This is a genomic window from Bradyrhizobium sp. PMVTL-01 (assembly GCF_051861855.1).
Classification (GTDB): Bacteria; Pseudomonadota; Alphaproteobacteria; order Rhizobiales; family Xanthobacteraceae; genus Bradyrhizobium.
The window spans coordinates 7,346,086-7,358,484 of the sequence record NZ_CP193982.1 but is presented as its reverse complement, the minus strand read 5'-3'; the positions used below and the strand labels follow the sequence as shown (position 1 = coordinate 7,358,484).

Below are 12,399 nucleotides of genomic sequence, written 5' to 3'. Positions count from 1 at the left end.
CTGCCGCGCCGGGGACGAAGACCGACCAGGGAGGAAGTCCATGTTGAAGACGATCACGTTCGCCGGCGCCGCGATGGCGCTCGCCCTCACCACCGCGCCGTCCTTCGCCAAGGAGCTCAAGTCGATCGGCGTCTCGCTGGGATCGATGGGCAACCCGTTCTTCGTCGCGCTGTCGAAGGGCGCCGAGTTCGAGGCGAAGAAGACCAATCCCAATGTGAAGATCACGGCGGTCGGCTTCGAATACGACCTTGGCAAGCAGGTCACCCAGATCGACAATTTCATCGCCGCCGGCGTCGACCTGATCCTCTTGAACCCCGGCGATCCCAAGGCGATCGGGCCCGCGATCAAGAAGGCGCAGGCGGCTGGTATCGTCGTCGTCGCCGTCGACACCGCGGCCGAAGGCGCCGATGCCACCGTGACCACGAACAACGTGCAGGCCGGCGAGATCTCCTGCCAGTACATCGTCGACAAGCTGGGCGGCAAAGGCGACGTCATCATCGAGAACGGACCGCAGGTCTCCGCCGTGATCGACCGCGTCGTCGGCTGCAAGAACGTCTTCTCGAAGAATCCCGGCATCAAGGTGCTGTCCAGTGACCAGGACGGCAAGGGCTCGCGCGAGGGCGGCCTGACCGTCGCGCAGGGTTATCTGACCCGCTTCCCCAAGATCGACGCCATCTTCGCCATCAACGATCCGCAGGCGATCGGCACCGACCTTGCTGCGCGTCAGCAGAACCGCACGGGCATCGTCATCACCGCGGTGGACGGCGCGCCCGATATCGAGGCCGCGCTGAAAGATCCGCAATCGCCGCAGATCCAGGCCTCGGCTTCGCAGGACCCATTCTTCATGGCGCGGCGGGCCGTGCAGATTGGTGTCGGCATTCTCAATGGCCAGAAGCCGGCCTCCACCGTCGAACTCCTGCCGTCCAAGCTCGTGACCAGGGATAACGTCGCCGAGTACAAGGGCTGGACGTCGGATCGCTCGCAGTAAGACGCGGTCCGCACGAGATGACGGGCGGCGTTCGATCGACGGCGCCCGCCGTCGATACGCGTCCTCTGATCGGCCGGTCGAGCTTGCCAGGCCGCCTGTTGTGTTAGCGTGGCCCGCCGCGCCTCCGGTGTGCGCGCGTCGTCATGTTCACGCCGGCGGACGCAAATGGCTGGATGCGTTTCGCGATGCCGTCGATACCGCCGAGCGGGAAATGCGGGCCGCGGCTCGAGGCATTCCAGATCCTTTGCGAGCTACGAACTCCGATACCAGCTCGCCAGATTCCACGTGATGGTGTCCCAGCCCGAGATGTCGGTCATCAGGCTGTTGACCCCGGCGTTGACGACGTGGCGCGAGAGCAGCGGCAGGAACACGTGGGCCTCGCAGAAGATTTCGTCGACCTTCATCAGCAGCGCGGCGCGTTTGACCGGGTCGAGCTCGTTCTGCGCGGCCTTGTAGGCCTTGTCGGCTTCCGGATCGGAATAGCGCGAATTGTTGCGGCCGAGCCATTTGTTGTCCTTGGTGGCGATCTCCCAGGAAACGCACTGGTTCAGCAAGCGCTCCGGATCGGGCTGCGGCTGCGTCGTGTTGTACATCTCCATGTCGGCGTAGAATTTCGAATAGGTGTCGGGGTTGCCGACATCAGAGGAGAAGAACACCGATGCGGTGACCGCCTTGACCTCGATCTCGATGCCGGCCTTCTGGCAGGCCTGCTTGATGATGGCCTGCGTCTTCTGCCGCGGGCCATTGGTCGAGGTCTGGAACACGTATTTGAGCTTCTTGCCCTCCTTCTCGCGGATGCCATCCGCACCCCTGTTCCAGCCCGCCTCGTCGAGGATCTTGTTTGCCTTGTCGATGTCGAACTCGTATTTCAGCTTGGGGGACTTGAACTGCTTGGGCGCGTTGACGAAACTCGCGGTTGCGAGGGCGGCGCGCCCGTAGATGAACTTTTGGATCGAATCGCGGTCGATCAGGAGATTGATCGCGCGGCGAACGGCGGGATCGGACAGCGTCGGGTGCTTGGTCTTGACGCTCGAACGTTCGCCGTCGACCTCCGTCCAGGGGTCCGTCGTGTTGAGGATGATGAACTCGACGTTGCCGGAAGGCGTGATGTCGAGCTTGCCTTTGCCGCCCGCCTCCATGCGCTTGAGGACCTCCTCCTCCACCTGCATGTTCCAGGCGAAGTCGTATTCGCCGGTCTGCAGCACGGCGCGCGCCGCAGAGACCGCATCGCCGCCGCCCTTGACCTCGAGCGTGTCGAAATGCGGCTGGTTCTTGATGTGATAGTCGGGATTGCGTTCGGCGCGGATCAAATCGCCCGGCTTGAACTCGACGAATTTGTATGGGCCGGTGCCGACCGGCTTCAGATTGCCGGGAGCCTCGCGTGATTTTGCGCCGATATAATCGCCGAAATGATGCTTCGGCAGGATCTGGCCGACCTGGCCGCCGACGAACGGGTCGGCCCAGAACGGCGTCGGCGCCCTGAAGATCACCTTGACGGCGTGGTCGTCGATCTTCTCGACCTTGATGTCCTTGTAGGAGCCCGTGGTGTAGGCGGCGGTTGCGAGATCGGCTGCGTATTGCCAGGTGAAGATGACGTCGTCGGCTGTGAAGGGCTTGCCGTCATGCCATCTGACGCTCTGCTTCAGCTTCCAGATCACGCTCATGCCGTCGGCCGCAAGGCCGCCGTTCGCCTTGGTCGGAACCTCTGCGGCAAGGCAGGGGACGAGATTGCCGTCCTTGTCCCAGCCGGCGAGCGGCTCGAAAAAGATGCGCGAGGCGATCTGGTCCTTGGTGCCGAGCGCGAAATGAGGATTGAGCAGGGTGGGCGCCTGCCAGAGCAGGATCTTGAGCGCGCCGCCGCCGCCGGCCTTGGTCGGCTTGTATTCGAGCGTAGCATCCGCCATCGCCACGTCGTTCCAGAGCAGGATCTGGCTTGCGACCGGCGCTGCGATGCCGACCGCAGCCATGGTCCGGATGAACGAGCGACGCGACAGTGTGCCTTGCTTCACCTCCGCGATCAGACCCCGGATGTCGTTTTCGTTCATCAGATGACCTCCACCTTCACACAGAAAGTCGTTACCGGCATGCAAGTTACGTGCACTCTAGCCTGGGACGTCTGATGTCGTGGAGTCAAAGCCATCCCCTGCGGCGAAATGACGAACCCCCACGTGAGGTGCGCGTTCCGGGGTGACCGGCTGCGTCGCACGAACATGGCCCGGCTCTTGCCGGCCAGTATGACGGATATGTATAAACATCATACTGGAGGTGGCGTGGTTCGGTCAGGTGATGTCGCTAGGCGGGCGTTCGAGCCCGGCGTGCTGTTCGGTGGGCTGATCGCCGCCAACCTCGCCGCATGGGCCTTCGCCTTCGCAGCGTTCGGCGACCGGCCGGCCGTGATGGCGACCGCGCTGCTGGCCTGGGTGTTCGGCCTGCGCCATGCCGTCGATGCCGACCACATCGCCGCGATCGACAATGTCGTGCGCAAGCTGATGCAGGCGGGCGATACGCCGCGCCGGGCCGGTCTCTATTTCGCGCTCGGCCATTCCACCGTGGTCCTGGTCGCGACCATGCTGCTCGCGCTCGGCGTCGTGAGCCTCGGCGGCGACAGCCTGCTCAAGCAGATCGGCGGCCTGATCGGCACCTCGGTGTCGGCGCTCTTCCTGCTAGTGATCGCGGCCATCAATCTCGCCATCTTCGCCGGCTTGTGGCGGACCCTGCGCGAGGTGCGCGAGCGGGGCATCCATGACGCCGCGCAGCTCGAGGCGATGCTCGCCGCCCGCGGCTTCACGGCGCGATTGCTTCGCCCGATGTTCCGCCTCGTCACAAGAACCTGGCACATGTATCCGCTCGGCCTGCTGTTCGGGCTCGGCTTCGATACTGCGACCGAGATCGGCCTGCTCGGCATCTCCGCCACCGAAGCCGCGCGCGGCGTATCGCTTGCACAGGTGCTGGTCTTTCCCGCGCTGTTTGCCGCCGGCATGGCGCTGGTCGACACGGCGGACTCCGCGCTGATGGTGAGCGCCTATCGCTGGGCCTTCGTCGATCCCTATCGCAAGCTCTGGTACAACCTCACCATCACCGGCGCCTCCGTCGCGGTCGCGCTGCTGATCGGCGGCATCGAGGCGCTCGGCCTGATCGCGGATCGGCTCGGCCTCTCGGACGGGCCGTGGTCGCTGGTTGAGACCCTCAACGACTCGCTCGCCAATGTCGGCTTTGCCGTAATCACGTTGTTCGTGATCGCATGGCTGCTCTCGGTCGTGCTCTATCACCGCTTGGCTCCCAACGACCGGCGGCGCATGGTCGATCCTGACGAGCTGAGCAGGGATGCCGCGCCGGGGTGATCGCACCTCAGTGTGTCGTTGCGGCAACAATCGGCAGCTTTCCGCGATCCGTGGCCAGATCAAAATTCCCGGCGCCCTTGCGAACAGCCAACTCGCGCCAACATAGCCTCCGGTACAGATCACCCGCCAAGAGGGCAGGTGAAACAGACGGCTGTCGACAGCGAGAGAGCATCATGCGCGCGTTCTTCCGAATCGCGTTCGTTCTATCCGCCCTGTGGTTTTCTGCTCATCCGAACGCATCCCGGGCCCACGCGATCATCGTCTCGTCCTCGCCGGTATCAGGCGCGACAATATCCGGCGACACCGTCGCGATCCGCCTGCACTTCAACAGCCGGATCGATCGCGCACGCTCCAAACTGACGCTGCTGGCTCCGGACGGTGCGGCGCGCGCCCTGACGCCGGCGCCCGATGCGCCCGCCGACGAGCTCAATGCCGATGCGACGCTGCTGCCGGCCGGGGCATGGCACCTGCGCTGGCAGGTGCTCAGCGTCGACGGTCACATCACCCGCGGCGACATTCCGTTCACCATCCACTGACGTGTACCTGCTCCTCGACATCTTCGGCTATCTGTCGGTTGTCCTGCGGGGCCTGATCCTGATCGCCCAATCGTTCACGCTTGGCGGGCTTGCCTTTCAGTTGTTGCTGTGGGGGCCGCTGCAGCCGAAGCTCTCGGTCTATGGCCTCATGATCGAGGAGAGATGCCGCACGTTCCTGCGGTTCAGCGCCTTTGCATGGGCGTTCCTCACCGTCGCGTCCCTCGCGCTCAACGCGGCTGCGCTGGTCGGGACGCTCCAGGTGCCCTGGAGCGAGGCCGTCGGTGCCGATTTCGGCCGCGCCGACCTCGTCATCGCGGCCTGCGCATTGGGCATGGCAATCCTGGCCAACGGTCCGGCGCACCGGCTGCGGTCGGCCGCGCTTGTTGCCTTGTCGATGCTGGCGCTGGCGATGCAGACCCGGCTCACGCATGCGGCGAGCCGGCCGGAAGTGCGCTGGCCGCTGCTGCTGTCCGACGCCGGCCACATGGCGGGGGCGGCGGTCTGGATCGGCGGTCTGCCTTATTTCCTGATCGCGCTGAACGGCTGCAAGGATGCCGGCGACTGGCGCCTGATCGCGCGCCGCTATTCGTTGATGTCGATGGCCGCGGTCGCGGCGATCGTCTGCGGCGGCCTCGTCGTGGCGGCGAACTATATCGGCTCGGTTGCTGCGATCTACGGCACAGCCTATGGCGTCATGACCCTGGCCAAGCTCGGCCTGCTCCTGATGCTGCTGATGCTTGGCGCGGGCAACTACTTCCTCGTCGAGCGGCTGCGCCGCGACCCCACGACGCCGATCTTCCGCCTGAAGCGTTTCGCCGAGGTCGAGATCGGCATCGGACTCACCGTGCTGCTTGCCGCCGCGTCGCTCACCTCATTGCCGCCCGGCGTGGATCTTCCGCACGATCGCCTCGCCTGGCATGAGATCGTCGAGCGCGCCACGCCGCAATGGCCACCGCGCCTGGCCAGCCCGGACTACGACAAGCTCACCGTCGCGCAGCTCCAGGCCAGGATCACGCTTGCTGATGCCGGGCGCGCCAACGCACAGGCGGCCTACGTTCCCGGCGAGGGCACGATCCTGCCGCGCAACGCAGAGGATATCGCCTGGTCGGAGTACAATCACCACTGGGCCGGCGTCTTCGTGGTGTTGATCGGTCTCCTGGCGCTCATCGAGCATTTCCGCTGGGGCCGCTGGGCGCGGCACTGGCCGCTGCTCTTTCTCGCGATGGCCGCCTTCCTGTTCTTCCGCGCCGACGAGCAGGCCTGGCCGCTCGGCCCAGCCGGCTTCTTCGAGTCGCTGCGCGATCCCGAAGTGGCGCAGCATCGCATCTTCGTGCTGCTGATCGCCGTGTTCGGCCTGTTCGAATGGCGCGTGCGCTTGCGCGGCAGCAAGGCCGGGCCGGCGGCCCTGGTGTTTCCCCTGACCACGGCGCTCGGCGGCGCACTGCTGCTCACGCACTCCCATGCGATCGCCAACATCAAGGACCAGTTGCTCATCGAGATGAGCCACACCCCCCTTGCGCTGTGCGGCGTCGGCGCCGGCTGGGCGCGCTGGCTCGAGCTCCGACTCGAGGGACGAGTCAGCCGTGCGGCGGCCTGGATCTGGCCGGTCGCCTTCATCCTGGTCGGGCTGATCCTGCTGGAATACCGCGAAGCGTAAGGCCGCTCCGTATCAGTCGTACTGATCCGGCCCCATTGCCCACGACGTCTGGTCGTGCCCGTACGCGTAATTGCGGTTGTTGACCGCAGGGTTGCGATTGACCATCGGCCGCATGAACATCGGATGGGTCGCGCTGCGCACCTCGTGCTCGACCGTGAACAGCGGCTTGCCGCTGTCGAGGTCGACGATGTCGCAGAAGCGATATTGATACTGGTTGTCCTCGCGCGAGATCAGATTGCGCGCGAGCAGCTTGCGGTAGGGGCCGGAGAAATCGGTGATGTACATCTGCACGTGGTGCCCGTCATGGTCGCCCGGCGGCCGGTCGGTCTCGCGAAACAAGAGGTGCTGGTCGCGCCCGGTCTTCACCGCCGCAACCGCGCCGTCGCCATTGCGCAAGCTGGCGGGCATGCCCATCACCTCCGGATAGAAGGTGCTGATCGCAGGCGCCGTTCCGATCGGCACGTCGAACTCGACATAGGGGATGCCGAGCGTGATACGGCCGAAGCGCACCGCGTCCGGCTCGTAAACGCGCATGCGGTTGCCCCACGGGCACACGGCCTCGACATGGTCGTTGTGCTCGGCGAAGGTGAAGGCCGTGCCTTCGAGTTTCTTCGCGACCGATGCCAGTCGCGCCAGCAGTGCCTCGCGTCCTTCGATGACGAGCCCGGTATGGCCGCGCAGCACCTGCGGCCTGCCGCTCGGCAGGTGGAACTGGCTCCGTCCGGCGTTGATCCACATGTTGGTGTCGGACACCATCAGATAGGGATCGCGGGTGAGCCCCAGTCCCGTGACGTAGAATAGTGTCGCCAGGCGCTGGTCCGGGACCTGGATGTTGACGTGCTCGAAATGAATCGCGTTGCCGAGATCTTCTGCGGATCGATCGAATTGTTGCGGCATGGCTGTGTGCTCTGGGTGAGGGGACGGGCGGGCCATAGTAGAGCACAATTTCCGTCAGCCGAAACAATTCGGCGATCGCATATCGAGGGCGGCCATCACGCCTTCGCCACCTTGCCGCGGCGACCAGTCCCTGTAATCTGGGCAAAAGACATCAAGGAAGGGATTGATGGGGGGAGTTCTGGAAGGCGTGCGCGTCCTCGATTTCGGGCGCTATATCGCGGGACCGTATTGCGCGACCCTGCTGGCCGAGTTCGGCGCCGAGGTCATTCGCGTGGAGAAGCGCGACGGCAGCGAGGACCGCTTCGTCGCGCCGGTCGGTGAGGGCGGCGAAGGCGCGCTGTTTCTTCAGATCAACCGCAACAAGAAGTGCATCACGCTCGATCCGATGAAATCGGAAGGGCAGGAGGTGATGCGCCGTCTGATCGCGACCGCCGACGTCGTCGTCGCCAATCTGCCGCCCCAGACCCTGCGCGCGATGAAGCTCGACTACGACTCGCTTCGCGCGATCAAGCGGGACATCATCCTGACGACCGCAACGGCGTTCGGTGGGCCGGGACCGTGGTCCGATCGCGTCGGCTTCGACGGCGTCGGTCAGGTCATGTCGGGCTCGGTGTACATGACCGGCGCCGGCGATCCGCCTTACCGGGCCGCGGTGAACTGGGTCGATTTCGGAACCGCGCTGCACTGCGCGTTCGGGACGCTTGCCGCGCTGATCGAGCGCGGAAAGTCCGGCCGCGGGCAGATCGTCGAGGGCGCGCTGCTGGCCACCGCGCTGTCCTTTACCAATGCCACGCTGATCGAGCAGGCCGTCATCAACGTCAACCGCGTGCCGACCGGAAATCTCGGTCAGACCGCAGCGCCCGCCGACATCTACCGCACCAGGGACGGCTGGGTGCTGTGCCAGGTCACGGGACATCCGCTGTTCAAGCGCTGGGCGAAGCTGATGGGCGAGGAGGAGCTGTGGTTGAACGACCCGCGCTTTGCCGACGACATCAGCCGCGGCAACAATGGCGCCGTCATCAGCGAACGAATGGCGCGCTGGTGCGCCGAGCGCACCATGCAGGAAGCCGTCGACACGCTGGGCAAGGCGATGATTCCCTCCGGGCCCGTGCTGAGCCCGCAACAGGCGCTGGATCATCCGCACATCCGTGCCGCCGGTTTCATGCAGGACGTCGACTATCCCGGCTTGCCGAAACCTGCGCCGGTGATGCGTGCCGCCGTGCGGCTGTCGGAAACGCCGGGAGAGATCGCGGCGCGCCCGCCCACGCTCGGCGAACATACCGATCGCGTCCTCGCCGAGCTCGGCTACGACGCAGCTGCCATTGAAGCACTTCGGCGGAGCGGCATCGTTTAGCGGATGTTGCGCGGCGGATGGACTGGACCGCCGGCTGAAACGTTCAGGCGGCGGTCCAGGGCGATCTAGAGGAGCTTGGGGAAGTTCTAGGGCTGCGAGGCAACGCTAACCCGCTCCGTGCAAACGCATCAAGTTTCGTAGCGTTGCTCCGGCGCCAGATTCGTTGCCGCGGCCCGCAAATGACCACACATGGGCGTCCGAGACCGTCGATTGCGCGTGCATCAAGGCCCATTCGCAAGCGTGAGCGCGGCCTCGACCGCGTTCTCCAGAATCTCGTCCGACAATCGCCTGTCGTTCACGGCGCGCGACAATTGCAGCGCGCCGACCATGGTCGCATAGGCCACGATGGCCTTGCGGCGCCGCTCCGTGGCCGGTCCGTCCGGCATTTGCTCGGCCATCAGCGCGATGATGTCGGACATCTTCGCGGTGAAGGCCTCGCGTGTCGTCTTCGGGTGCCGCGCGATCTCGGATACGAGCGCCGCGGTCGGGCAGCCGGTCGCCGCGCGGTCGCGATGGCGCGGCGAGAGGTAGTCGCGGATCGTGGTGGCGAGCGTGATCCCGTTCGCGAGATTGTCCTTGTGCCGTTGCTCGCGCCGTTCCAGCGCATCCAGCAGCACCGCGCGCACCAGATCCTCCTTGGATTCGAAGTGCGTGTAGAAGGCGCCGTTGGTGAGGCCGGCCGCCGACATGATGCCGGCAAGCCCGACCGCGGCGATGCCGCTCTCGCGGAACTGTGCCGATGCGACGTCAATAATATGTCGCCGCGTCGCGTTCCTGTGTCCCTTGTCGTAACGCGCCATCGCGCCTCCTTGTGGCCTTTCGCGCCGGCCACGAAATCGTGAGGCAGGGCCTCATTGCATTACGATCATAATAATACATTATGGTCATAATGCAATGGGCGGCCGACCGGCGGTCCGAGAGATAAAAAGGGATCGCGCCCATGTCAGTCGAGGATGCCGCCGCGCGGCCCTTGTCCGCTCCGAAGTTCGTGGCCCGCGCTGCAGCGCCGCTTCGCCAGGCGGCGGTAGCGACCCCGAGCGTGGCCGAGCAGAGGCGCGCGGCATTGCTCACCGCGCCCATTCTTCCGACGTTGCTCCGTCTCGCCGCGCCGACCGTCACGGTCCTGGTGGCGCAGACCGCGGTGAACATCGCGGAGGCGTACTATGTCGGCTTCCTCGGCACCGACGCGCTGGCGGGCGCCGCGCTCGTGTTCCCCATCTTCATGCTGATGACCATGATGTCGAATGGCGGGTTCGGCTCCGGCGTTGCATCCTCCGTCGCCCGCGCGGTCGGCGCCGGCCGCCGCGACGACGCGGAGGCGGCGCTGTTTCATGCCGTGCTGCTCGCGATCATCGCGGGCGGCGTGTTCATGTTGGGCGTGACCTTCGGGGGGCCACATCTTTATCACGCCCTCGGCGGCACGGACGGTGCGCTCGCTGCCGCCACCACCTATTCCAATTATCTGTTCGCCGGCGCCATCCCGGTGTGGATCGTCAACCTCCAGGCGGCGGCGCTGCGCGGCTCCGGCAATGTCAGGGTGCCGGCGCTGGTGACGCTGGTCGGCGCGATCGTGACCATTCCGGTCTCGCCAGCGCTGATCTTCGGCTTCGGGCCGATTCCGCGGCTCGGCATTGGCGGCGCCGGCGTCGCCTTCGGTCTTTATTACGGCGCGGCTATGCTGTTCCTGCTGCGCTACATGGCGTCGGGAGCGACCGGCCTGAAACTCCACGTCGTACCGTTGCGTGCAAGAATCTTCGGTGACATGCTGAAGGTCGGCATTCCCACCGCGCTCAATGCCGTGCTGACCAATCTCACCGTTATCCTCGTCACCGGCGCGGTCGGCCTGTTCGGCACTTCTGCGCTTGCCGGTTATGGCATTGCCTCGCGGCTCGACTACATCATGATCCCGCTGCTGTTCGGTATCAGCACGGCGACGCTGACCATGGTCGGCGTCAACATGGGGGCCGGGCAGCTGGCGCGGGCGCGGAAAATCGGCTGGATTAGCGGCGTCGTCGGCATGGCCATGACGGGCACGATCGGCCTCCTGGTCGCGATCGTCCCGACCGCCTGGCTGCACCTCTTCAGCCACGAAGCCGAGGTGGTGAGCGAGGGCATGACGTATCTTCGCATCGTCGCGCCCGCCTATGCCGTGCTCGGCTTCGGCTTCGTGACGTCCTTCGCAGTCCAGGGCACCGGTCGAGCCATGGGCCCGCTCGCGTCCTCGGTCGTGCGTATCCTGATCGCGGCCGGCGGCGGCTGGATCGCGGTGGCAGGCTTTGGTGCCGGCATGGCGGGACTCGCCGCCATGATCACGATCTCGCTGCTCGCCTATGCGGCGATTTGCGCGCTGATCATGCTATCGCCATCGACTTGGCAATCCGAATAGAGGCCGTTCACCTGGTGCTTGTGACGCCGATGGCCAGCACCGACATCAGCAGCACGTTGGTCAGCAGTTCCACCGCCGCCTTCGGCTCAGCCAGCCAGCGCGAGACCTCTTCGGCGAATGAGAGTATCGCATCGGCGAACATCGGTGCGCTGTCCCGCCGTGATCCGCCTCAGGCTGGCGGGAGGCGCCGTTGTGGGCCGTGAATTCGTTTCCTATTTTGCGCCGAATGGAGAAGGTGTTCTTCGCCGTGCCGTGCCAATATGGATTTCCTTTTCATTGATTTCGCGCTGCGGAGAAGCGAATACGGTTCCAATGACTGTCGTTGAGTGATGGAGACCAAGATGTCGTTTCGCCTTCCGCTGATCCTTTCGGCCGTGCTTGCCGCATGGTCCGCCGCAGCCGCAGCCGAGACCATCAAGATCGGCGTGACGCCGGGGCCGCATGCGCAGATCCTCGAAGCCGTGAAGCCGATCGCCGCCAAGCAGGGCCTCGACATCCAGCTGCTCGAGTTCTCCGATTACGTGGTGCCGAACGCCGCGCTCGATGCCGGCGAGATCCAGGCCAATTCGTTCCAGAACCAGCCTTACCTCGACAACCAGAAGGCCGACCGCGGCTACAAGATCGAGGCCGTCGGCCTCACCGTGAACTTCCCGATCGGCGTCTATTCGAAGAAGCACAAGTCCTTCGCCGATATCCCCGAAGGCGGCAAGGTCTCGATCCCGAACGATCCGACCAATGGCGGCCGCGTGCTGCTGCTGCTCCGCGACAAGGGCGTGATCAAGCTGAAGGACGGCACCGGCTTCAAGCCGACCGTGCTCGACATCACCGAGAATCCCAAGAAGCTGAAGTTCATCGAGGTCGATGCGGCGCAGGCTCCGCGCGCACTCGACGACGTCGACGCAGCCGCGATCAACACCAACTATGCAACCCAGGCGGGCCTCGATCCGGTCAAGGACCCGATCCTGCGCGAGGACCCGAAGGGGCCCTATGTCAACCTGATCGCGGTTCGCGCCGCCGACAAGGACAAGCCCTGGGTCAAGATCCTCGTCGACAGCTATCACACGCCCGAGGTGAAGGAGTTCGTCCTCACCAAGTTCAAGGGCGCGGTGCTGCCGAGCTGGTAGGCAGTCTGCCCCCCGGAGTCCGGTGCAAGGGCGATCCGAGGGGCAGCCGTGCGTATGAGCCCTGCGCAATGCCCGCTTGTCTGGAACTGCGGCAACCGACATCATCGGGGGCGTGG

Annotated in this window: 11 protein-coding genes; 7 read left to right on the top strand and 4 right to left on the bottom strand. The window is 65.2% G+C overall.

What is annotated here, in order from left to right; genetic code table 11:
* Window positions 1–40 precede the first annotated feature (40 nt).
* Entirely contained in the window at window positions 41–988 is a 948-nt protein-coding gene (locus tag ACRQ5Q_RS35430; protein ID WP_439394547.1) for an ABC transporter substrate-binding protein, read from the top strand.
* A gap of 251 nt (window positions 989–1,239) precedes the next feature.
* Here the strand turns inward: ACRQ5Q_RS35430 and ACRQ5Q_RS35425 are convergent, their stop codons facing one another.
* A complete protein-coding gene (locus ACRQ5Q_RS35425; RefSeq protein ID WP_439394545.1) occupies window positions 1,240–3,033 on the bottom strand; it encodes a peptide ABC transporter substrate-binding protein in 1,794 nt (597 codons plus the stop codon).
* Window positions 3,034–3,231: 198 nt separating this feature from the next.
* Here ACRQ5Q_RS35425 and ACRQ5Q_RS35420 point away from each other — a divergent pair, with 198 nt between their 5' ends.
* The 3 genes from ACRQ5Q_RS35420 (at window position 3,232) to ACRQ5Q_RS35410 (ending at window position 6,522) form a co-directional block, all read left to right on the top strand.
* Window positions 3,232–4,329, top strand: coding sequence for a HoxN/HupN/NixA family nickel/cobalt transporter (locus tag ACRQ5Q_RS35420; protein WP_439394543.1), 1,098 nt, complete (start codon window positions 3,232–3,234; stop codon window positions 4,327–4,329).
* A gap of 173 nt (window positions 4,330–4,502) precedes the next feature.
* Window positions 4,503–4,865 carry a copper resistance CopC family protein gene (locus ACRQ5Q_RS35415; protein WP_439370242.1) on the top strand — a complete coding sequence of 121 codons (363 nt, stop codon included), beginning with the start codon at window positions 4,503–4,505 and terminating at the stop codon, window positions 4,863–4,865.
* Window position 4,866: 1 nt separating this feature from the next.
* Window positions 4,867–6,522 carry a copper resistance D family protein gene (locus ACRQ5Q_RS35410; protein ID WP_439394541.1) on the top strand — a complete coding sequence of 552 codons (1,656 nt, stop codon included), beginning with the start codon at window positions 4,867–4,869 and terminating at the stop codon, window positions 6,520–6,522.
* A 12-nt stretch (window positions 6,523–6,534) separates the two neighbouring features.
* On the opposite strand, the gene ACRQ5Q_RS35405 is transcribed toward ACRQ5Q_RS35410, so the two are convergent.
* Window positions 6,535–7,419 (bottom strand): VOC family protein, encoded by an 885-nt coding sequence (locus tag ACRQ5Q_RS35405; RefSeq protein ID WP_439394539.1) that lies wholly within the window; start codon window positions 7,417–7,419, stop codon window positions 6,535–6,537.
* A 166-nt stretch (window positions 7,420–7,585) separates the two neighbouring features.
* Here ACRQ5Q_RS35405 and ACRQ5Q_RS35400 point away from each other — a divergent pair, with 166 nt between their 5' ends.
* A complete protein-coding gene (locus tag ACRQ5Q_RS35400) occupies window positions 7,586–8,773 on the top strand; it encodes a CaiB/BaiF CoA transferase family protein (RefSeq protein WP_439394537.1) in 1,188 nt (395 codons plus the stop codon).
* Between the two features lie 221 nt (window positions 8,774–8,994).
* On the opposite strand, the gene ACRQ5Q_RS35395 is transcribed toward ACRQ5Q_RS35400, so the two are convergent.
* Window positions 8,995–9,573, bottom strand: coding sequence for a TetR family transcriptional regulator (locus ACRQ5Q_RS35395; RefSeq protein WP_439370239.1), 579 nt, complete (start codon window positions 9,571–9,573; stop codon window positions 8,995–8,997).
* A gap of 140 nt (window positions 9,574–9,713) precedes the next feature.
* Here ACRQ5Q_RS35395 and ACRQ5Q_RS35390 point away from each other — a divergent pair, with 140 nt between their 5' ends.
* Window positions 9,714–11,159 carry an MATE family efflux transporter gene (locus ACRQ5Q_RS35390; RefSeq protein WP_439394535.1) on the top strand — a complete coding sequence of 482 codons (1,446 nt, stop codon included), beginning with the start codon at window positions 9,714–9,716 and terminating at the stop codon, window positions 11,157–11,159.
* 7 nt (window positions 11,160–11,166) lie between these two features.
* Here ACRQ5Q_RS35390 and ACRQ5Q_RS35385 read toward each other — a convergent pair whose 3' ends face one another.
* Entirely contained in the window at window positions 11,167–11,301 is a 135-nt protein-coding gene (locus ACRQ5Q_RS35385) for a hypothetical protein (RefSeq protein WP_439394534.1), read from the bottom strand.
* Between the two features lie 187 nt (window positions 11,302–11,488).
* Between ACRQ5Q_RS35385 and ACRQ5Q_RS35380 the strand changes: the two genes are divergently transcribed.
* A complete protein-coding gene (locus tag ACRQ5Q_RS35380) occupies window positions 11,489–12,283 on the top strand; it encodes a MetQ/NlpA family ABC transporter substrate-binding protein (RefSeq protein ID WP_439375682.1) in 795 nt (264 codons plus the stop codon).
* Window positions 12,284–12,399: the final 116 nt, after the last annotated feature.

Coding starts and splice junctions, on each gene's coding strand:
- ACRQ5Q_RS35405 (WP_439394539.1), bottom strand. CDS start 7,419: ATGCCGCAACAATTCGATCGATCCGCAGAAGATCTCGGCAACGCGATT.
- ACRQ5Q_RS35420 (WP_439394543.1), top strand. CDS start 3,232: ATGTATAAACATCATACTGGAGGTGGCGTGGTTCGGTCAGGTGATGTC.
- ACRQ5Q_RS35425 (WP_439394545.1), bottom strand. CDS start 3,033: ATGAACGAAAACGACATCCGGGGTCTGATCGCGGAGGTGAAGCAAGGC.
- ACRQ5Q_RS35415 (WP_439370242.1), top strand. CDS start 4,503: ATGCGCGCGTTCTTCCGAATCGCGTTCGTTCTATCCGCCCTGTGGTTT.
- ACRQ5Q_RS35395 (WP_439370239.1), bottom strand. CDS start 9,573: ATGGCGCGTTACGACAAGGGACACAGGAACGCGACGCGGCGACATATT.
- ACRQ5Q_RS35390 (WP_439394535.1), top strand. CDS start 9,714: ATGTCAGTCGAGGATGCCGCCGCGCGGCCCTTGTCCGCTCCGAAGTTC.
- ACRQ5Q_RS35430 (WP_439394547.1), top strand. CDS start 41: ATGTTGAAGACGATCACGTTCGCCGGCGCCGCGATGGCGCTCGCCCTC.
- ACRQ5Q_RS35385 (WP_439394534.1), bottom strand. CDS start 11,301: ATGTTCGCCGATGCGATACTCTCATTCGCCGAAGAGGTCTCGCGCTGG.
- ACRQ5Q_RS35400 (WP_439394537.1), top strand. CDS start 7,586: ATGGGGGGAGTTCTGGAAGGCGTGCGCGTCCTCGATTTCGGGCGCTAT.
- ACRQ5Q_RS35380 (WP_439375682.1), top strand. CDS start 11,489: ATGGAGACCAAGATGTCGTTTCGCCTTCCGCTGATCCTTTCGGCCGTG.